At 72.2% G+C, this 20,287-nt stretch carries 19 protein-coding genes; 4 read left to right on the top strand and 15 right to left on the bottom strand.

What is annotated here, in order from left to right; genetic code table 11:
- Positions 1-7 precede the first annotated feature (7 nt).
- The 15 genes from ftsH to ACFHPP_RS02050 all read right to left on the bottom strand — a co-directional run bounded on the left by ftsH (position 8) and on the right by ACFHPP_RS02050 (position 15,505).
- A complete protein-coding gene (gene ftsH, locus ACFHPP_RS02120; RefSeq protein ID WP_437161605.1) occupies positions 8-1,939 on the bottom strand; it encodes an ATP-dependent zinc metalloprotease FtsH in 1,932 nt (643 codons plus the stop codon).
- A 149-nt stretch (positions 1,940-2,088) separates the two neighbouring features.
- Positions 2,089-3,363 carry a tRNA lysidine(34) synthetase TilS gene (tilS, locus tag ACFHPP_RS02115; protein ID WP_437161604.1) on the bottom strand — a complete coding sequence of 425 codons (1,275 nt, stop codon included), beginning with the start codon at positions 3,361-3,363 and terminating at the stop codon, positions 2,089-2,091.
- Positions 3,335-4,243, bottom strand: coding sequence for a tetratricopeptide repeat protein (locus ACFHPP_RS02110; protein ID WP_437161603.1), 909 nt, complete (start codon positions 4,241-4,243; stop codon positions 3,335-3,337). Before ACFHPP_RS02110 ends, tilS begins: the two co-directional genes overlap by 29 nt.
- 125 nt (positions 4,244-4,368) lie before the next feature.
- Complete coding sequence (pal, locus tag ACFHPP_RS02105) at positions 4,369-4,848, bottom strand: peptidoglycan-associated lipoprotein Pal (protein ID WP_437161602.1); 480 nt, start codon at positions 4,846-4,848, stop codon at positions 4,369-4,371.
- 105 nt (positions 4,849-4,953) lie between these two features.
- A complete protein-coding gene (tolB, locus tag ACFHPP_RS02100) occupies positions 4,954-6,321 on the bottom strand; it encodes a Tol-Pal system beta propeller repeat protein TolB (protein ID WP_437161601.1) in 1,368 nt (455 codons plus the stop codon).
- Complete coding sequence (locus ACFHPP_RS02095; protein ID WP_437161600.1) at positions 6,318-7,499, bottom strand: hypothetical protein; 1,182 nt, start codon at positions 7,497-7,499, stop codon at positions 6,318-6,320. The genes tolB and ACFHPP_RS02095 overlap by 4 nt, the downstream gene beginning before the upstream one ends.
- A 4-nt stretch (positions 7,500-7,503) precedes the next feature.
- A complete protein-coding gene (tolR, locus tag ACFHPP_RS02090; protein WP_437161599.1) occupies positions 7,504-7,974 on the bottom strand; it encodes a protein TolR in 471 nt (156 codons plus the stop codon).
- Positions 7,975-7,977: 3 nt separating this feature from the next.
- Entirely contained in the window at positions 7,978-8,706 is a 729-nt protein-coding gene (tolQ, locus tag ACFHPP_RS02085) for a protein TolQ (RefSeq protein ID WP_430671097.1), read from the bottom strand.
- 86 nt (positions 8,707-8,792) lie between these two features.
- Positions 8,793-9,200 carry a tol-pal system-associated acyl-CoA thioesterase gene (gene ybgC / locus ACFHPP_RS02080; protein WP_437161598.1) on the bottom strand — a complete coding sequence of 136 codons (408 nt, stop codon included), beginning with the start codon at positions 9,198-9,200 and terminating at the stop codon, positions 8,793-8,795.
- A 118-nt stretch (positions 9,201-9,318) separates the two neighbouring features.
- Positions 9,319-10,386 carry a Holliday junction branch migration DNA helicase RuvB gene (ruvB, locus tag ACFHPP_RS02075; RefSeq protein ID WP_437161597.1) on the bottom strand — a complete coding sequence of 356 codons (1,068 nt, stop codon included), beginning with the start codon at positions 10,384-10,386 and terminating at the stop codon, positions 9,319-9,321.
- Complete coding sequence (gene ruvA / locus ACFHPP_RS02070; protein ID WP_437161596.1) at positions 10,383-11,009, bottom strand: Holliday junction branch migration protein RuvA; 627 nt, start codon at positions 11,007-11,009, stop codon at positions 10,383-10,385. Before ruvA ends, ruvB begins: the two co-directional genes overlap by 4 nt.
- A 136-nt stretch (positions 11,010-11,145) precedes the next feature.
- Positions 11,146-11,670, bottom strand: coding sequence for a crossover junction endodeoxyribonuclease RuvC (ruvC, locus tag ACFHPP_RS02065; protein WP_437161595.1), 525 nt, complete (start codon positions 11,668-11,670; stop codon positions 11,146-11,148).
- Between the two features lie 29 nt (positions 11,671-11,699).
- Positions 11,700-13,736 carry an acetate--CoA ligase family protein gene (locus tag ACFHPP_RS02060; protein WP_437161594.1) on the bottom strand — a complete coding sequence of 679 codons (2,037 nt, stop codon included), beginning with the start codon at positions 13,734-13,736 and terminating at the stop codon, positions 11,700-11,702.
- Positions 13,733-14,515, bottom strand: a complete 783-nt coding sequence (locus ACFHPP_RS02055) for an enoyl-CoA hydratase/isomerase family protein (RefSeq protein ID WP_437161593.1) — start codon at positions 14,513-14,515, stop codon at positions 13,733-13,735. The genes ACFHPP_RS02060 and ACFHPP_RS02055 overlap by 4 nt, the downstream gene beginning before the upstream one ends.
- Before the next feature lie 12 nt (positions 14,516-14,527).
- Positions 14,528-15,505 carry a Bug family tripartite tricarboxylate transporter substrate binding protein gene (locus ACFHPP_RS02050; protein ID WP_437161592.1) on the bottom strand — a complete coding sequence of 326 codons (978 nt, stop codon included), beginning with the start codon at positions 15,503-15,505 and terminating at the stop codon, positions 14,528-14,530.
- Between the two features lie 126 nt (positions 15,506-15,631).
- On the opposite strand from ACFHPP_RS02050, the gene ACFHPP_RS02045 reads away from it, so the two are divergent.
- The 4 genes from ACFHPP_RS02045 to ACFHPP_RS02030 are packed head-to-tail and all read left to right on the top strand — an operon-like array spanning position 15,632 to position 20,282.
- Positions 15,632-16,534, top strand: coding sequence for a LysR family transcriptional regulator (locus ACFHPP_RS02045; RefSeq protein ID WP_437161591.1), 903 nt, complete (start codon positions 15,632-15,634; stop codon positions 16,532-16,534).
- A 47-nt stretch (positions 16,535-16,581) separates the two neighbouring features.
- Entirely contained in the window at positions 16,582-17,679 is a 1,098-nt protein-coding gene (locus ACFHPP_RS02040; RefSeq protein WP_437161590.1) for an ABC transporter ATP-binding protein, read from the top strand.
- 19 nt (positions 17,680-17,698) lie between these two features.
- The gene (locus tag ACFHPP_RS02035) at positions 17,699-18,982 is read left to right on the top strand and encodes an ABC transporter substrate-binding protein (protein WP_437161589.1); all 1,284 of its coding nucleotides are present in this window, start codon (positions 17,699-17,701) and stop codon (positions 18,980-18,982) included.
- 19 nt (positions 18,983-19,001) lie between these two features.
- Positions 19,002-20,282 (top strand): ABC transporter substrate-binding protein, encoded by a 1,281-nt coding sequence (locus ACFHPP_RS02030; protein WP_437161588.1) that lies wholly within the window; start codon positions 19,002-19,004, stop codon positions 20,280-20,282.
- The last annotated feature ends 5 nt before the right edge of the window (positions 20,283-20,287 follow it).

Genomic DNA, 20,287 nt, shown 5'->3' with positions numbered 1-20,287 from the left:
CGGAAGTTCAGGTTCCGGGGGCGGGTGCCAGACCCGGGCCGGGGCCGGCGCTCGGCCGCGGGTTCGGGCGGCCGCTGGTCGGCACGCTGCCACGGCCCTGGTTCACCGGCTCATCCGGGCGGACCCGGACGATGGGCTCGCCCTTGATGATCAGCTTGATCTCGTCGCCCGAGATCGTCTCGTGCTCCAGCAGGCCCTTGGCCAGCAGGTGCAGTTCGTCGACGTTCTCGGACAGCACCTTGGTGGCGCGGGCATAGGCGGCGTCGATGATGCTGCGGATTTCGCCGTCGATCTTCCGGGCGGTTTCCTCCGACAGGTTCTTCGACTGAGTCACGCTGTGGCCCAGGAACACCTCCTGGTCGTTCGAGCCATAGGCGATCATGCCGAGGTTCTCGGACATGCCCCATTCCGTCACCATCCGGCGCGCCTGGTCGGTCGCCATCTTGATGTCGCCGGAGGCGCCGTTGGAGACCTTGTCCGGGCCGAAGATCAGTTCCTCCGCGACACGGCCGCCCATCGCCATGGCGAGTTCGGCCTTCATCTTGGACTTGTGCTTCGAGTACCGGTCGCCGGCCGGCAGGGACATCACCAGGCCCAGCGCGCGGCCGCGCGGGATGATGGTGGCCTTGTGGACGGGGTCGCATTCCGGCTCGTGCATCGCCACCAGCGCGTGGCCCGCCTCGTGATAGGCGGTCATGCGCTTCTCATCCTCGGACATGACCAGGCTGCGGCGCTCCGCACCCATCATCACCTTGTCCTTGGCCGCCTCGAACTCCGCCATGCCGACCGTGCGGCGGCCGGTGCGGGCCGCCAGCAGCGCCGCCTCGTTCACCAGGTTGGCGAGGTCGGCGCCGGAGAAGCCCGGCGTGCCACGCGCGATCACCTTCGGCTCCACGTCGGATGCCAGCGGCACCTTCCGCATATGGACCCGCAGGATCTTCTCCCGCCCGTTCACGTCCGGGTTCGGCACCACCACCTGGCGGTCGAACCGGCCCGGGCGCAGCAGCGCCGGGTCCAGCACGTCCGGCCGGTTGGTGGCCGCGATGATGATGACGCCTTCGTTGGATTCGAAGCCGTCCATCTCCACCAGCATCTGGTTCAGCGTCTGCTCACGCTCATCATTGCCGCCGCCGAGGCCGGCGCCGCGATGGCGACCCACGGCATCGATTTCGTCGATGAAGATGATGCAGGGGGCGTTCTTCTTGCCCTGCTCGAACATGTCGCGCACGCGGGACGCGCCGACGCCCACGAACATCTCGACGAAGTCGGAGCCGGAGATGGTGAAGAAGGGCACGTTCGCCTCGCCGGCGATGGACCGCGCCAGCAGCGTCTTGCCGGTACCCGGCGGGCCCACCAGCAGCACGCCCTTCGGGATCTTGCCGCCGAGGCGCTGGAACTTCTGCGGGTCACGCAGGAATTCCACGATCTCCTCGAGTTCCGACTTGGCCTCCTCGATGCCCGCCACGTCGTCGAAGGTGACGCGGCCCTGCTTTTCCGTCAGCAGCTTGGCCTTGGACTTGCCGAAGCCCATGGCGCGGCCACCGCCACCCTGCATCTGGCGCATGAAGAAGATCCAGACGCCGATCAGCAGCAGCATCGGGAACCAGGAAATCAGGATCTGGAACAGCGGGTTGACGTCGCTCTCCTCCGGCCGCGCGACGACGCGCACGCCCCGTTCCGTCAGGCGGCTGACCAGCTGCGGGTCTTCCGGCGTGAAGGTGGAGAAGCTGCGGCCATCGTTGAGCTGCCCGGTGACGGTGCGGCCCTGGATGGTCACGTCCCGGACATGACCGGCGTTGACCTCGTTCAGGAAGTCCGAGTAGGCGACCTGCTGCGCCGTACGGGTGGCGGTGCCGGACGGTTGGAACAGGTTGAAGAGCGCTACCAGCAGCAGCGCGACGATGACCCAGAGCGCCAGGTTCCGGCCAAAATTGTTCACGTTTGCATCCCTTTGGGGCTTCCCCGCTGGACTGAGCCACTACCCAGCCCGCAACGGAGGGCCGCTCCGACTTCGAACATAGGTGCCCGGCGCCATGCTTCCATCCCATTCGGCCGCCGTGACGGCAGGGATTGGCAGATTCCTGGCAGCTACCCTACCGCGCCGCCCCGCGGCGCGAAGCGCAGCCGGACGCCGGGGCAGGATTCCGCCGAAGGATAGGACAGGGAAGGCACCGCGACCAGCGCGCCGTCATCCGCCGCGAAGAAAGCCGGCAGGGTCGGCGCCACGGCGGCCGGCAGCCAGCCCGGGCGCGGCAGGCCGGCGGCCGCGGAACCGAGCGCGCCCACCAGCAGGCCGGGCGGCGGCTGGCCGGACAGGCGGAAGCGACCGTCCCAGGTCACGCCATCCCGCGCCCTGCACGCCGGCGCCAGCGCCGCTTCCTCCCGCATCAGCAGGCCGTCGCGCCCCAGGATCGCGCCGCCGAGGCTGCCGGCGCCGCGTCCCAGCAGCCCCGCCACGCCGGCTGGCGCAGGCGCATAGGTCGCGCCGCCGATGGCGCGGACCAGCGCAGCCAGCGCCGCGCGCGCCACCACATCCTGCCCGAACCGCGGCAGGTCGAGCCGCGCGAAGCCAGCCTCGGAAACCCAGGCGGCCTCGGCGATCCGTGCCGCGACGGCCCGGCGCAGATGCAGGCGGCGCCGTGCGAAGGCGGCGGCGGCGGCGGCCAGCGCCTCGGTTGCCGGCCCCTCCCCATCCGGATCGGCCAATGCCACGCGCAGCCGGGCGCGGGTGAAGCGAGGATTACTGTTGGACGGGTCGCGGACGGGCGCGAGGCCGGCTGCCGCCACCACCGCCTCCAGCGCCGCCGGGCTGCAGTCGAGCACCGGGCGGATCAGCAGAGCATCCCCGGCACTGCGGCCGCGGGCCATGCCGGCCAGGCCGTCCCTGCCGCTGCCGGCCAGGGCGCGGAGCAGCACGGTTTCCGCTTGGTCGCCGCGATGCTGGCCCAGCGCGACCCATCCGGCGCCGTGATCACGGGCCAGGTGCAGCAGCGCCTGCAGCCGTCCCTCCCGCGCCCGCGCCTGCACGGCCAGGCCGGGGGGGAGGTTGAGGGCCATGATCCTGGCCGGGATCCCCCGCGCCGCGAGCCATCCTGCCACCTGAGCCGCCTCCGCACCGCTGTCCGGGCGCAGGCCATGGTCGACGATGCCGGCCAGCAGGCGGCCACCGCAGGATGCAACCCAGTCGGCGAGCAGAAGCGCCAGCGCCAGGCTGTGCGGTCCACCGGAGACGCCGGCGACCAGGGCGGGGGTGGGGCCGAAGGGGCCGAGGCGCGACATCGCCTCCACGAAGGCGGCGGCCGGGGCGCCGGAGATCAGAGGTTGAAAGCAGGCCTCAGCGGCACTGGGCGCGGCGGCGGGCATCGGCCACGCGTTCGGCCACGGGGCCGCGCAGGTCCGGGAACCGGCCGCGGAGGTCGGCCAGCTGGGCACAGGCGTCGCGGTTGTTGTTCAGGCCGATCAGCGCGTTGGCGACGCCGAGCATCGCCTCCGGCGCACGGCTGCCGCGCGGGGCGCGGCGGAAGGCGTCGTCATAGGCCACCGCGGCGCCGGCGAAATCGCGCCGACCGGCCAGGGCGCCTCCGAGCAGGATCTGCGCATCGCCATGGCGTGCCGTTTCGCGGCTGGCGAGCACTTCGCGCGCCGCCGCCTCGGCCGCGGTGAAGTTGCGGCGGTCCAGCGCCGCCTGGCCCTCGGCCAGCGCGCGCTGCGGCGGACGCGCGACGGCGGCGGGTGCGGGCGTCGCGGCGGGCGGCGTGGCAGGCCGGGCCGCGGCCGGGGGCGCGGCCGGTGCGGCGGCCGTGGCCGGGCCGGCGGGTGCCGCGCTGCCCTGGCGCTGGCCCTCGATCTGGCGCAGGCGGAAGTCGATGTCGCCTTCCAGCTTCTCCAGCCTTTCCTGCAGGCTGCGCTGGCGGAACTCGGCTTCCTCCGACCGCCCGCGCAGGATGCGGAGGTCTTCCTCGAGCCGCGCCACGCGGTCGAGCAGCGCGCCGACCAACTCGCCCTGCGGCGCCGCGCCCGCCGCCGGCGGGCGGCCACCGAGCGAGGAGCCGCCGGGGCTGGGCGGCGGCAGGGTGTTGGCGCCGCCGCGGCGCAGGATTTCGACTTCCTGTCGCAGTTGCAGGATCTGGTTCTGCAGGGCGATGCCTTCCCGCGTCTCCATCTGCGCGTGGGCCGCCCCCGGCAGCGCCAGCGCGCCGGCCAGGAGCAGCGCCCACAGCAGGACGGCTCGGGTCAGGTGCATGATGGGTTCCTTCGTCGTCGTCCCTGGGGCGTCGTGCCGAGGCTGGCAAACCGACCCGGGCTTCGTAGCGCGCCTGGCCCCCTCACCCAACCCTCTCCCCCAAAAGGGGAGAGGGCTTCGTGGCGTCAGCGGGTGACGGTGACGGCGCGGCGGTTCTGCGCCCAGGCCTGGTCGTTCGAGCCGAGCGCGGCCGGCCGGTCCTTGCCGTAGGAGATCACTTCGATGCGGGCCGGTGCGACGCCGCCGGCGACCAGCACGTCGCGCGCCGAATTGGCGCGGCGCTGGCCGAGCGCCAGGTTGTATTCGCGGGTGCCGCGCTCGTCGGCATGGCCCTCGACGGAGACCTGGACCTGCGGGTAGCGCTGGAGCCAGCCGGCCTGGCGATCCAGCACCACGCGCTGGTCGGCGCGGATGCTGCTGCGGTCCGTGTCGAAGAAGACGCGGTCGCCGATATTGGCGACCAGGTCTTCCTGGCTGCCCGGGCGCGGGCCGCTGGCCGTGGTCTCGGCGCCGCCGCCGGTTGCGGCGGAGGATTGCTCGGTGCCGCTGCCGCAGGCAGCCAGCAGGGCCACGGCGCCCAGCGCGCCGAGGAGCTTGGTGTTCATCGCGATCAGGATCCTTCAGGTCGGGTCTGGGGCGCGCCCATGCGGAACACGCCCCAACGCCTCATTATCAACACTGCGTGTGGCGGCAACAAGGCAATCGGGTCATCACGAAAGCAGAGGGCCCCAGGCGGGATCGGAGGCATCCGTCGGCGTCACCATCTGCCGCTCGTTGAAGCCGGCGATGTCGATCTGCGCGAGGCGGGAGGAATAGCCGCCGCCGCGCGCATCGCGCGAGGGGGTCTCCCGGTAGAAGGCCAGCACGCGGCCATTGGGCGCGAAGCTCGGTCCTTCCATGGACCAGCCCTCGCTGAGGATCCGCTCACCAGAGCCATCCGGGCGCATCACGCCGATGCCGAACTGGCCGCCGGAGATGCGCGTGAAGGCGATGAGGTCGCCGCGCGGCGACCAGACCGGCGTGGCGTAGCGGCCATTGCCGAAGGAAATGCGCCGGGCCCCGCCGCCATCCGCCGACATGACATACAACTGCTGGTCGCCGCCGCGGTCCGAATTGAAGACGATCTGCGTGCCATCCGGCGAATAGCAGGGCGAGACGTCCAGCGACCCGCCCGAGGTCAGCGCGCGTTCGCGGCGGGAGGCGATGTCGACGACATAGATGTTGGCATCGCCGCCGCGGCTGGCCGAGAGGATCACGCTGCGGCCATCCGGATGGAAGCGCGGGCTGAAGGTCATGCCGCCGAAGCTGCCCAGCACCTGCTGCTGGCCGCTGTCCAGGTTGAACAGATACACCCGCGGCTGGTTGCGGAAATAGGACATGAAGGCGACCTGGCGCGCCGTCGGGTGGAAGCGCGGCGTCAGCGCCTGGAAGCTGCCATCGGTCAGGAAGCGATGGTTCTCGCCGTCCTGGTCCATCAGCGCCATGCGGCGGGTGCGGCGGTCGCGCGGGCCGGATTCGGCGATGTAGACGATCTGCGTGTCGAAATAGCCCTTCTCGCCCAGCAGCCGCTCATAGATCACGTCGCTGATCAGATGCGCGATGCGGCGCCACTGCGCGGCGGGGGCGGTGAAGGCGGTGCCCTGCAGCTGCGTATCGGCGAGGACATCCCACAGCCGGAATTCCACTCGCACCTGGCCGCCGGTGACCTGGACGCGGCCGGTGGTCAGGGCGTGCGCGCCGATCACGCGCCAATCCTGGAAGCGCGGATTGGCGGCGGCGGTCTCCGGCGTCTGGATGTAGGCCTGCCGGTCCACCGGGCGGAACAGCCCGGAATTGCGCAGGTTGGCCTGGATGACGCGGGCGATGTCGCGCCCGGTGCGCTGCGCGTCGGGGCTTGCGCCGGCCATGTCCGGCACCGCGATCGGCACCGGGTCGGTGCGGGCGCGGGTGACGTCGATGACCGTGGTCTGGGCCGTGCCTTGGGCCATCAGCGAATCGGGCAGCAGGCTCGCCACCACGGCCCCGCCAAGACCCGTCAGCACCGTGCGGCGCGTGAAGCCGAAGCCTGGCAGTGTCATCGGAGGAATCCCCTCGGAGTGAAATTGAACTGGAACCGGTTCTCACCGGCCTGGAGGCGGCCCGGCGGCACCGGCAGGGGGCTGCAGGCCGGGTCACGCAGCGCACGGCGCGCCTGCTCATATAGCGCACGCGCACGCGGTTCGCCTGGCACCCCGTCGGGCCCCGGCTCGACATTCCGGATGACGCCTGCGCGATCGACGATGGCGACCAGGCTGACCCGCATCTCGGACAGGCCGAGCATGCCCTGGTCGACGCGCCAGCATTCCGCGATGCGCTCGCCCACCGCGGCCCGTTCGCCGGCATTCAGCAGGTCCGTGCCGGTGGGGGCGCCGCCTGCGGGCGCGGGACGGCCGGGCTGCGGCGTCGGGCGCGCGGTCGGCGGGCGGTTCGCGGCCTGCTGCTGGCGCAGGCGCTCCAGCGTGTTGAGCACGCTGTTCGAACGTTCCTCCGGCCGCGCCACGGGGGGCGTGGTACCGGTGCCGGCGGCTTGCGGCGTCGAGGGCGGCGCGGCTGGCGGCGGCAGCGGAACCGGGCGATCTGCCGGCGGTGCGGGCGTGGCGGGCGCGGCCGGCGCCGGTGTCGCGGGACGCGGCGGTGCCGGGGCGGCCGGCGTCGGGGCCGGGGGTGCCGGCGCGGGCGGTGGCGGCGGCGGGGCGGGCAGCGATTCGGTCGGCGGCGGCGGTGGCGCGGCAGCCGGTCGCGGTGCGGGTGCCACTGCTGCGGGCGTCGGCGGGGCCGGCGCGGGTGCGGCCGGAGCCGGCGCGACGACGCGCGGCGCGGCGGGGGGTGCCGGCGGCGGCGGCACCGGCGACGGCGCGGTGGGCCCAGGCACGGCGGGTGCGGCCGGCGCCGGGGGTGGCGGCGGGGGCGGCGGAGTGGGTTGCGGCGGCGCCGTGGTCGGCGGCGCCGGCGAAGGTGGCGAGGGCGAGGGCTCCGGCGGGGCCGGCACGGGGTCCTGCGGCGCGGCCGGGCCGGGCTGTTCGCCCTGCGCCACGGCCGGAGGCTCCTGGTTCGTGAACTCCACCGTCATCGCCATCTCGACCGGCGGCGGCAGCGGGCGGACATAGCCGTAGAGCAGCCCGGCGACGCCCAGCAGCACATGCAGGCCGAGCGATACCGCGGCCCAGCGCCGCAGGGCGCGGTCCTCGGGCTCGGGCTGGAGGAGGAGGGCGACCAAGTGGCTACCTCGGCGCCCGGCCCTGGGGGGCTTCGGCCAGCAAGGCAACGCGGGAGAAGCCGGCGGAGCTGACGGTGCCCATCACCTCCATGACGCGGCCGTAGCTGATGGCGCGGTCGCCGCGGACGAAGATGCGGCGCTCCGGCGTGCCCGGCGCCTGCTGCTGGCTGGTCAGGATGGCGCGCAGCTGCGGCACCAGCGCGTCCAGCGCCACTTCGGATTCCTGCAGGAAGACCCGGCCATCGGCGGTAACGGAGATGGTGAGCGGTTCCTGTTCCTGGTTCAGGTTGGCGGCCTGCGTCTGCGGCAGGTCCACCGGCACGCCCACCGTCATCAGCGGGGCGGCGACCATGAAGATGATGAGCAGCACCAGCATCACGTCGACCAGCGGCGTGACGTTGATCTCACTCATCGGCCGGTAGCTGGCGCGGCCGCCGCGCACGGATTTACGGCCTCCGAAGCCACCGCCCGCCATGGCTCAGCCCTCCACCGGCTGGCGCGCCGGCGTCGCGCGCGCCGGGCCGGCCGCGGCGGTCTCGGACTGGCGCGACAGGATGGCGCCGAATTCGGCCGAGAACGCATCCAGCCGGCCGGCGAAGCGGGCGAGATCCGTCGCCAACTTGTTGTAGGCGATGGTGGCGGGGATGGCCGCGATCAGGCCGATGGCGGTGGCGAACAGCGCCTCCGCGATGCCGGGTGCCACCACGGCAAGGTTCGTGCTCTGCATGCCGGCAATCGCGGAAAAACTGTTCATGATGCCCCAGACGGTGCCGAACAGGCCGATGAAGGGCGCCGCCGAGCCGACGGTGGCCAGGAACACCATCCAGCGCTCCAGCCGGTCCATCTCCCGCTGGATCGACACCATCATGGCGCGCTCGACACGTTCCTTGAGGCCGGTCACCGCCAGGTCGCTGGTCATGGCGCGGCCGGAGGAGCGGCGCCATTCGCGCATCGCGGCGCCGAAGACGGCGGCGATGGGGTGGGTCGGCGCCTCGCCCTCGGCGGTGAACAGGTCTTCCAGGCTGCCGCCGGACCAGAAGCGGTCCTCGAAGCCATCGGCGGCGCGGTTGACCTTGCGCAGCTGCGTCAGCTTCTCGAACACCACGGCCCAGACCCAGACGGAGGCGAGCAGCAGCGAGACCATCACGGCCTTCACCACCCAGTCGGCCTGCAGGAACAGCGCCCACAGCGAAAGGTCGTGCGCCATGGGGGCCAGGGCCTGCGTGGTGACATTGCCCAAGGGCGTAACTCCTCATCATCCCCGCCGCCGGGCAGCGGCCCGGTGGCGTCGCATCAGGTGGCCAGATCCCCCAGCGCCGCCCGCCACGGCTGCGGCAGGCGGGTGGGGCGCAGGCTGTCGGCGGCGACGCAGACCAGCCCGACCCGCATCCGCGCCAGCACCGCCTCCCCCCGCAGAACCGTCTGCGCCAGGTCCAGGGAAGCGGCGCGAAGGTCGCGCAGGCGAGTCGTGACCAGCAGCGCCTCATCGAGTCGCGCGGGCGCCACATACTCCACTTCGATGCGCCGCACCACGAGCATCGCGTTGTAACTTTCCATCATAAGCGAATGCGGCAAGCCCATGGCCCGCAAGGATTCGGTGCGCGCCCGTTCCGCCCATTTCAGGTAGTTGGCATGGTAGGCCACGCCGCCCGCATCGGTGTCGTCGAAGTACACCCGGATGGGGAAGCCATCTTGCGTCATCAGACCCTCAATCGCCGGGCGGGCGCTTCGCGCCCTTGGCTCGCCGCATAAGCGGCGGGCGCCGCTGGCGCCTCGGCCGCCTCAGGCGGCCGCAGGTCGTTCACATCATCTAGATGGTTCACTCTGATACTTCCGGCGCCGGCGGCAGGGCGGCCAGAAGGTCGAGCTGGGCCGAAAGCGTGGCGGGCGGCATCAGGCCGAGGTGGCGCCAGCCCGGCTCGCCCAGCATCCGGCCGCGCGGGGTGCGCAGCACGAGGCCTTCCTGGATCAGGAAGGGCTCCACCACCTCCTCCAGCGTGTCGCGGCTTTCGGCCAGCGCGGCGGCCAGCGTCTCGACCCCCACCGGGCCGCCATTGTGATGCTCCGCGATGCGGCGGAGGTAGCGGCGGTCCTGGGCGTCGAGGCCGAGCGCATCGACCTCCAGCCGCAGCAGGGCGTTGTCCACCATCGGGCGATCCGCGGCCCGGCCGGAGACCAGCGCGAAGTCCCGGATCCGGCGCAACAGGCGGCCGGCGACGCGGGGGGTGCCGCGGGAGCGCTTCGCGATCTCCAGCGCGCCATCCTCGGTCAGCGAAAAGCCGAGCTTCTCGGCGCCGCGGCGGACGATCAGCAGCAACTCGTCCACCTCGTAGAATTGCAGCCGCAGCGGGATGCCGAAGCGGTCGCGCAGCGGCTGGGTCAGCAGCCCGGCGCGGGTGGTGGCGCCGACCAGGGTGAAGGGCGGCAGGTCGATCCGCACCGTGCGCGCCGCCGGCCCCTCCCCGATGATGAGGTCGAGGCAGAAATCCTCCATCGCGGGGTAGAGGGTCTCCTCGATCGCCGGTTGCAGGCGGTGGATCTCGTCCACGAACAGCACGTCGCGCGGTTGCAGGTTGGTCAGGATCGCGGCGAGGTCCCCGGCCCGTTGCAGGATCGGCCCGGAGGTGGCGCGGAAACCGACGCCGAGCTCGCGGGAGACGATCTGCGCCAGCGTGGTCTTGCCGAGGCCGGGCGGGCCGAACAGCAGGACATGGTCCATCGCCTCCGCCCGCTGCCGGGCGGCGCCGATGAAGACCTGGAGGTTCTCGCGCAGCGGCCGCTGGCCGATGAACTCGGACAGGTTCTGGGGGCGCAGGCTGCCCTCCGCCGTGTCCTCCTCCTGCCGGCGGCCGGCGGTGAGGCGGTCGTCGCTCCCAGGCGCGCTCATCGGGGAGCCATATCCTTCAGCGCCTCGGTGATCAACGCGGTCAGCGTGGCGTCGTCACCCAGGCGGCGGGCGCCGCGGGCGACGGCCGCCGCCGCCTCCGGCCGCTTCCAGCCGAGGTTGACCAGGGCGGAGATGGCATCCGCCTGTGGGCCGGCGGGCTCCAGCGCCAGGCCGGGCCCGGCGGCGCCGACGCCATCGGCATCCGGCATGGCGCGGCCGACCGCCCATTTCTGCATCGCCGGCTCATCGACGATGCGGGTGGCGGTGGCGGCGCCGAGGCCCTTCACATCGGCCAGCCGCTTCCTCTCCTTCGCCGCGATCGCGCGGGCGAGTTCGCCGGGGGCGAGACCGGACAGCACCAGCAGGGCCTTCTGCGGGCCGACCGTCTTCACCTCGATCAGGGCGAGGAAGGCGTCACGCTCGGCGGCGTCGAAGAAGCCGAACAGGGTGATGGCGTCCTGGCTGACGCGGGTTTCCACCAGCAGCTTCTGCACACCCTCCCGCGCCGTCAGCCGGTCCAGCGTCTTGCGGGAGCAGTGCACCAGGTAGCCGACGCCGTTCACCTCGAGGACGCAGGCGCCTTCCTCGACCGATTCGACCAGGCCGCGCAAGGAACCGATCATGGAAGCGGGCCGAAAGCCCTCTCCCCCCCGAGGGGGGAGAGGGTTGGGTGAGGGGGGCATGGGAATGCCGATTCAACCCGCACCCCCTCACCCCGACTCTCTCCCCCAAGGGGGAGAGGGAGAACGGTCCGCCCGCTCATACTGCCGCCCTCGCCACCGCCGCGGAGAAGGCGTTGCGGGTGCTGCGGTGGTGGGCGTGGCAGATCGCGATGGCGAGCGCATCGGCCGCATCGGCGCGCTTGAAGGTGACGCCGGGCAGCAGGTGGCGGACCATGGCCTGCACCTGTTCCTTGGCGGCGTGGCCGTTGCCGACCACGGCGCGCTTCACCTCCATGGCGCCGTATTCGCGCACCACCAACCCGGCGAGGGCCGGCGCCAGCAGCACCACGCCGCGCGCCTGGCCGAGCTTCAGCGCGGATTCGGGGTTGCGGGCGACATAGGTGTGCTCCACCGCGGCCTCGTCCGGGGATTGTTCCGCGATGATCCGCGCCAGCCCCTGGTGGAGCACCAGCAGGCGGTGATGCAGGTCGTCGCCGGCATGGGTGGAGACCACGCCCTCCGCGCAGAAGCGCAGGCGGTAGCCGTCATGTTCCACCAGCCCCCAGCCGGTGTGCTGGAGGCCGGGGTCAAGGCCGAGGATGCGAATCGGGCGGGAGGCCATCCCGCTCTTCTAGCAGATGCGGCGCCGGCCTACCCCAGCACCGCCAGCCCATCCGCCGCCCGCACCCCCTGCCCCGCCGGAAGCACGAAAAGCGGGTTGATCTCGGCTTCCAGCAGTCGCTCGCCGAACGCCTCCCCCATGCTGGAGAAGGCGAGGATGGCGGCGACCAGGGCCGGCACATCGGCGGCGGGCGCGCCGCGGTAGCCGGCCAGGATGCGGGAGACCTTCAGGCCTGCGACCATGTCCAGCGCGTCCCGCCCGGTCAGCGGCAGCATGCGCAGCACGGTGTCGCCGAAGATCTCGGCCGCGGTGCCACCGGCGCCGAGCAAGACCGCACTCCCGAGATGCGGGTCGCGGACGAGGCCGAGGATCATCTCGATGCCGCCGGAGACCTGTTCCTGCACCAGCAGGCCCTCCGCCTCCGGCAGCTTCGCCAGCAGCCGGGCGCCGACCTCGGCGACCTGGTCGGGCGCCACGTTGAGCACCACGCCGCCGATGTCGGATTTATGGGCCAGGTCGCGCGCCAGCAGCTTCACAACCAGCCTGGCACCAAGCCCGGCGGCGGCGGCCTCAGCCTCGGCGGGGGTGCGGGCGGTGGCCTCGCGGGTGGCGGGAATGCCGAAATGGGCGAACAGCGCCTTGCTTTCGGACTCGTTCAGCCGGCCCGTGGGAAGCTCCGGCAGCGCAGCGGCCCGACTTTCCTTGGCGGGCGCGGGGGACGGGCGAGCCAGCGCGGCGAGGATGGCGGCGATTCCCTCCGGCGTCGTGCTGGCGGGCACGCCGCGCGCGTTCAACCCGGCGGCGATGTGCGGCGCGTGCGGGCTGACATAGGCGATGACCGGCTTGGCCGAGGTTCCGCGTGCCTCCAGGATCGAATCGGCGACGAGGTCCGGTTGCGCCAGGGCGGAACTGCCGACCACGACCACCAGGCTGTCATAGCCCGGGCTGTCCAGCAGCGCGCCGATGGCGCCCCGGAACAGGTCCGGGCGCAGCCCGGCCAGCGTCACGTCCACCGGGTTGCCGATGCCGGCCTCCCCGATCAGCGCCGCAATCCGCGCGGTGGCCTCGGCATCGGGCGGCGGCAGGGTGCCGCCGGCGAGACCGACCGCATCCGCCACCAACGCACCCGCGCCACCGGTCGAGGTCAGCACCGCAACGCGGAAGCCGGCGGCGCGGCGGCCCTGGGACAGCGCGGAGGGGACTTCCAGCAGATCGAAAAACCGCTCGGCGCGGAGCACGCCGAGGCTCTGGAAGAAGGCGTCGTACATCCGGTCCGCGCCGGCCATGGCGCCGGTGTGGGAGATGGCGGCGAGCGCCCCGGCCTCCGACCGCCCGACCTTGAAGGCGACCACGGGCTTGCCGGCGGCAGCGGCGCGGCGGGCGGCGCGGCGGAACGCCTCCGGGTTGCGCAGGCCCTCCAGGTACAGGGCGATGGCGGTGGTGGCGGGGTCGTCCACCAGCGCGTCGAGCATCTCGGCGACCTCGATATCGCCCTCGTTGCCGGTGGCGACCAGCTTGGCGAAGCCGATGCCGGCCGCCGCGCCGCGCGACAGCAGCGCGCCCAGGATGCCGCCGGATTGCGAGACGACGGAAAGCCCTCCCGGCGGAAGATTTGCGACTTCCAGCGCACCGGAGGCGCTAAGCACGATGTGGTCGGTCAGGTTGACCACGCCGATGGTGTTCGGGCCGAGCAGGCGCATGGCACCGGCGGCGCGCTTCAGGGCGGATTGCCTTGCGGCGCCGGCCTCGCCGGTCTCGCCATAGCCGCCGGCAAGGACGATCGCGGCCTGGCAGCCGCGCGCGGCCAGGTCGCGCACCGCGGCCTCCGCGCGTTCCGGCCCGACCAGCACGATGCCGACATCCGGCGCGCGGGGCAGGCTGGCGACATCGGGGTAGCAGCGCAGGCCGGCGATCTCGGCCACGCGCGGGTTCACCGGCCAGACGTCGCCGGCGAAGCCGTGCTTCAGCAGGTAGCCGACCGGGCGGCCGCCGGTCTTGGTGGCATCGGCGGAAGCGCCGACCACCGCGACGCTGCGCGGCCGCAGCAGCGTGCCGAGGGCGCTCATGATTTCGACTTCCCGAGGAAGGCGGCGACGGAGGCACGGTGTTCGGCGGTGGTGTAGCAGATGGCCTGCGACTGGCTGCCGATGGCGAGCACTTGCTCGAAGCTGCTCTCCAGGCTGCGATCCAGCGTCGCCTTGGCGAGCGACAGGGCGGCGGCGGAATGCGTGCCCATCTGCGCCGCCCAGTCCTGCGCGGCGGCCGCCAGTTCGGCGTCCGGCACCACGCGGTCGGCGAGGCCAATCGACAGCGCCTCCGCCGCGCCGACGCGACGCGCGCTGAAGACCAGTTCCTTCGCGCGCGCCAGGCCGACACGGCGCGGCAGGAAGTACATGCCGCCGCCATCCGGGATCAGGCCGCGAGCCAGGAAGCTCATGGTGAATTGGGCGCGCTCGCCACACAGGATGAAATCGCAGGCCAGCGCGACATCGGCACCGAGGCCGGCGGCAGCGCCGTTGACCGCGGCGATCACCGGCTTCGGCATGTGGTGCAGCAGCGTCACGGCGCGGTGCGTGCGGGACTGCCGCCGCCAGCCATTGATCGCCACATCCTCCGGCGGCGCGGCGAGCCGGCCCTGCATGCCGCGGACATCGCCGCCGGCGCAGAAGGCGGACCCGGCGCCGGTGACCACCAGCGCCTTGATGGCCGCATCCGCCGCCACCGCCTCCAGCGCCTCGATCATCTCGCCGCGCATGGCGTCGTCGATGGCGTTGCGCACCTCCGGCCGGTTCAGGGTGAGCGTGGCGATGCCGGATTGAACGGTCAGCAGGATGGCGTCGGACATGGGGGCGGTCCTTTACTGCACGCGCAGGTTGGCGCGCTCGACCACCCGGGCCCAACGCTCGCGGTCGGAGGCCAGCAGGCGGGTGAAATGCGCCGGCTCCGGGCTCGGCGCGATCTCGTCGACGCCGGAGGCGATCAGGCGGCGCTTCACATCCTCCTGGTTCATCGCGGCGACGGCGGCGGCGTGCAGCACCGCGATGCGGTCCGCAGGGGTGCCGGCGGGGGCCAGCAGGCCGTACCAGGTGGAGCTGTCCAGCTCGGGAAAGCCCTGTTCCACGCTGGTGGACAGGTTCGGCAGGGCGACGCTGCGCGACTGGCCGGCGATGGCGATGGCGCGGATCTTCTCCGCCTCGATATGCGGCTGCAGCGGGGCGGAGGCATTGGTCAGCAGGTCCAGCCGCCCGGCGATCAGGTCGTTCAAGGCCGGGGCGGTGCCGCGATAGTGGATCGGCTCCATCTCGATGCCCAGCACCACGCCGATCATCGCGCCCAGCGCATGGCCATTGGTGCCGACGCCCGGCGTGCCGAAGCGCAGCGGCTCCCGCCGCGCCTTGCCGAGGGCCTGGAGTTCGCGAAGGTTCGTCGCCTGCACGCTCGGATGCACGGTGATGACATTGGGCGAGGCGCCGAGCCAGCAGATGGCGGCGAAATCCTTGACGGGGTCGTAGGGCAGCCGCGTCTGCACGAGCGATGAGATGACGAAGCTGCCGGACCCGGCCAGCAGCATGGTGTGGCCATCCGGCTCGGCCTTGGCGACCATGTCATTGCCGAGAACGCCGCCGGCGCCGCCGCGATTCTCCACCACCACGGGCTGGCCGAGCCGCTGCGCCATGGCGTCGCCGAGCATGCGCCCGACCACGTCGTTGCTGCCGCCGGCGGTGAAGGGAATGACCATGCGCACCGGGCGCGTCGGGAAGCTTTGTGCGCCGGCGGTGCGGGGGATGAGGGCGGGAGCGGCCAGGGCCAGCAGGGCTGTGCGCCGGTTCATCATGCGAATTTCCTCCGTTTGGTGGCGGGCCTTCAGGCGGGTCCGCGCAGGGTGGTGTTTCGCCCGTCGCCACGGCGAAGGCCAGCCCGGGATGCTTGCCCTACCCCAAGTGTGGCTTATGCTCGCCCCATGCCGGACGCCCTGCCGCCGCTGATCGCGCTGCGTACCTTCGCCCTGGTGGCGGAGACCGGCAGCCTGACCGCGGCCGGCGCGCGGCTGAACCTGACCCAGCCCGCGGTCAGCCGGCGGATCCGGGAATTGGAGGCGGCGCTCGGCGTGACGCTGGTGCATCGCGGCGCCAATGCGCTGCGGCTGACCGATGACGGCCTGCGCTATGCCGCGGCGCTGCAACAAGCCTTCGGCGCCATCGCCGCCGCGACCCTGGCCCTGCAGGGCGCCGCCGCGCCGCCGCTGCGGGTGCGGGCCTACACCACCTGGGCAATGCGCTGGCTGATCCCGCGCCTGCCGCGCTTCCGGACGCGGCATCCGGGGGTCGAGGTCGAGGTGGTCACCTCCACCACGCCCGTGGTGGATTTCGCGCGGGAGGGGCTGGATGCGGCGATCCGCAGCGGCCCGGCCGGGGCGCCGCCGGCGCGCGGGGCGGTGCGGCTGCAACAAGTCGATGTCGCGCCCTATGCGGCCCCCGGCGCGGCGCGGCTGGGCCTCGGGCAGTTGACGCTGCTCGGCAGCCGGGTGCGGCCGCGCGACTGGGCCTGCTGGTTCGCCGCCGCCGGCTTGCCCATCCCGGCCGCACCGCCGCTGCTGTTCGAGAGCAGCTCGCTGGCGATCCAGGCGGCGCTGGAGGGTCTCGGCGCCGTCATCAGCCCGCCGGGCTTCGTCGAGGAGGATGTGCGGCGGCGGCGCCTCAGGCGGCTGTCGCCGGTGCTGGCGGCGACCGGCGACCACTACTGGTTGCTGCTGCCGCCCGGTGCGGCCCGGGACCGCGGCGACGCCTTCTGGGACTGGCTGTTGGATGAAGTCGCGGCGATGCCAATGGAAACCCCCTCGCCTCCGGCGCTGTCATCGGCCTAACCTCGGACTGTCATCGCACTGTCACGACAAGAGGCTAAACGCCCGGCATGCCAGATACACCCGCCTCGCCTGGCGAGATTCGCCTCCAGGGCATCGCCAAGTCCTTCGGCGCGACCCAGGCTTTGCAGCAGGTGACGCTGGCGGCCCGGCCCGGGACTTTCGTGGTGCTGCTGGGGCCGTCCGGCTGCGGCAAGTCCACCCTGCTGCGGGTGGTGGCGGGGCTGGAGGCGCCGACGGCGGGGCAGCTTTTCATCAATGGCCGCGAGGCCTCCGCCCTGCCGCCGGCCGCGCGCGGCATCGCCATGGTGTTCCAGTCCTACGCGCTGTTCCCGCACCTGTCGGTGGCGGAGAACATCGTCTTCGGCCTGCGCGCGCGCAGCGTCCCGAGCGCCGAACGCCAGGCCCGTTTGAAGCGGACTGCCGAGATGATGGGGCTGGCGTCGCTGCTCGACCGCCGGCCGAGCCAGCTTTCCGGCGGCCAGCAGCAGCGCGTGGCGCTGGCCCGCGCCGTGGTGGCGCAGGCGCCGATCTGCCTGATGGACGAACCGCTGTCGAACCTCGACGCCAAGCTGCGTGCCGAGATGCGGCGCGAGATCCGCGCGCTGCAACAGCGCCTCGGCATCACGATGGTCTACGTCACCCACGACCAGGCCGAGGCGATGAGCATGGCCGACCAGGTGGTGCTGATGCGCGACGGCCATGTCGAGCAGGATGCGACGCCGGCCGAACTCTACGCCCGCCCCGCCACCACCTTCGCCGCAAGCTTCATCGGCACCCCGCCGATGTCCCTGCTGCGGCTGGTGCCCGGCGCGCAGGGCGCGGAGGTGGCGGGCGCGCCGGGCGTGGCGGTGGCATCGCGGGACGCGGCCGGGGCCACGCTCGGCATCCGGCCGGAGGAAGTGGTGCCGACCGAGGGCGCCGGCCTGCCGGTGCGCGTGCTGGCGGCCGAGTTCCTCGGCGCGGAGACGGTGCTGGCCTGCGCCGTGGGGGACGGCGCGGAGGTGATGCAGGCGCGCATCCCCGGCCACCACGCCATGCCCGCCAACACCACGCTGCGGCTGCGCCTGCCGCCGGCGCTGCACCTGTTCGACACGGCGACCGGACGGCGGATGCCGGAACCGGTGCGCCAATCCGCCCTCGCCTGATCCTGGGAGACATCTTGCCATGACCATCACGCGACGCCTCGCCCTTGGCGGCCTTGCCGCCGCCCCGCTGCTCTCCGCACCCGCATTGCGGGCGCAGGCGCCGGTGGAGATCGTGTTCAACTACCCGATCGCGGTCGGTGGCCCGATCACCCGCATCATCGACGGCTATTGCGAGGATTTCGCCCGCGAGAACCCGGGCTTCCGGGTGAAGCCGATCTATGCGGGGTCCTACCAGGACACGCTGACGAAGACGCTGACGGCGATGCGTGGTGGCGATGCGCCGCAGATGGCGTGCCTGCTGGCCGTCGATATCTTCACGCTGATCGGCGAGGATGCGGTGCTGGCCTGGGACGACCTGCCGGGTGTCGATCGCGCCTGGCTCGACGGCTTCTATCCGAGCTTCCTGGAGAACAGCCGCACCGCGGGCAAGACCTGGGGCGTCCCGTTCCAGCGCTCGACCGTGGTGATGTACTGGAACAAGGAGGCGTTCCGGGAGGCCGGGCTCGACCCGGAGACGCCGCCGGCCGACTGGGCGCAGCAGGTGGACTTCGCGCAGAAGCTGACCAAGCGCCAGGGTGACGCCGCCAGCCAGTGGGGCATGCAGATCCCGTCCTCCGGCTTCCCCTACTGGCTGTTCCAGGGGCTGACGACGCAGAACGACGTGCGGCTGATGAACGCCGAGGGCACGCGCACCAACTTCGCCGACCCGAAGGTGGCGGAGGCGCTGCAATACTGGATGGACCTGGCGATGAAGCACCGCGTGCATCCGCCCGGCATCGTCGAGTGGGGCACCACGCCGCGCGACTTCTTCGAGCGCAAGGTGGCGATGATGTGGACCACCACCGGCAACCTGACCAATGTCCGCCGCAACGCCCCCTTCCCCTTCGGCGTCGGCATGCTGCCCGCCGGCAAGCGCCGCGGCAGCCCGACCGGCGGCGGCAATTTGTACCTGTTCAAATCGGCCAATGCGGCGCAGCGCGAAGGCGCGGTGAAGTTCGCGCGCTTCCTGACGACGCCGGAACGCGCCGCGCAATGGGGCATCGACACCGGCTATGTCGCCGTGACGCCCGCGGCCTTCGAGACGCCGGCGATGCGCGCCTATGTCGCGGAGTTCCCGCCCGCCGCCGTGGCGCGCGACCAGCTGCCGCACGCGGTGGCGGAGCTTTCGACGCAGGAGAACCAGCGCGTGACGAAGGCGCTGAACGACAACCTCCAGGCCGCGCTGACCGGCCGCAAGCAGGCAGGCCCCGCCATGGCCGATGCGCAGGCCGAGGCCGAGCGCATTCTTCGCAGCTACCGCTGAACCCGAAGGAGACATCGCCATGACACGCATCACACGTCGCGCCGCGCTGGTCGCCGGCGCCGGCCTGCTCGCGGCGCCGCGCATCGGCGCGGCGCAGAATGTGCGCGAGCTGACCTTCTACTTCCCGATCGCGGTGGGCGGGCCGATCCCGCGCATCATCGACGGCTACTGCGAGAGCTTCCAGCGCGAGAGCGGCATCAAGGTGAACCCGGTCTATGCCGGGTCCTATGGCGAGACGCTGACCAAGGCCGTCACCGCCATCCGCGGCGGCAGCGGCCCGCATTTCTCGGTCCTGCTGGCCGCCGAACTGCACAGCCTGCGGGACATGGACATCCTGGCCCCGGTCGAGGAGGTGGATGCAAGCGCCGGCGTGCAGGACTGGCTCGGCGGCTTCTTCCCCGCCTTCATGGCGAACAGCCGCGCCGAGCAGAAGACCTGGTCGGTGCCGTTCCAACGCTCCACCAGCGTGTATTTCTACAACAAGGACCTGTTCCAGGCGGCCGGGCTGAACCCGGAGGCGCCGCCGCGCACCTGGGCGCAGCTTGTCGAGGCCGGCCGCGCGCTGACGAAGGACGGGCGTTGGGGCGTCAAGCTGTCCAACAGCAGCGGCAACGGGCAGTGGACCTTTGGCGCGCTGGCGAACCAGGTCGGCCACAAGCTGATGAACGATGCGGGAACGGAGGTGTACTTCACGGATCCGCGCGCCGTGGAAGCCGCGAATTTCTGGCGCGACCTGGCCTTCACGCACCGCATCACGCCGCAGGGCCAGACGGATTGGGCGGTGCTGGCGCCGGACTTCCTGAACCAGACGGCGGCGATGATCTATTCGACCACCGGCAACCTGACCAACATGCGCACCAACGCGCGCTTCAACTTCGGCGTCGCCGGCCTGCCCGGCAAGGAAGGCCCGCGCACCGTGGTCGGCGGCGGCAACCTCTACATCTTCAAGAACGCCAGCCCGGCCGAACGCGCGGCGGCGCTGCGCTTCATCCGCCATGTGACGGCGCCGGAGATGGCGGCGGATTGGTGCATCCGCACCGGCTACCTGGCGGTGCGCGAGGATGCCTGGGCGACCGAGGCGCTGCGCAAGCATACCGAGCAGGTGCCGGCCGCGCTGGTCGCCAAGGACCAGATCCCGGTCGCGACCGGGGAGCTTTCGACCTATGAGAACCAGCGCGTCTACAAGGCGCTGAACGACAACCTCCAGGCATTGCTGGCCGGCTCCAAGACGGCGCAGCAGGCCATGGCGGACACGCAGGCCGAGGCGACCCGCGTGCTGCGACCGTTCCGGCGGGCCTGAGGCGG

The sequence above is a fragment of the Falsiroseomonas sp. E2-1-a20 genome, assembly GCF_051433195.1.
Taxonomy (GTDB): domain Bacteria; phylum Pseudomonadota; class Alphaproteobacteria; order Acetobacterales; family Acetobacteraceae; genus Falsiroseomonas.
This window is presented reverse-complemented; position numbering and strand designations above follow the sequence as displayed.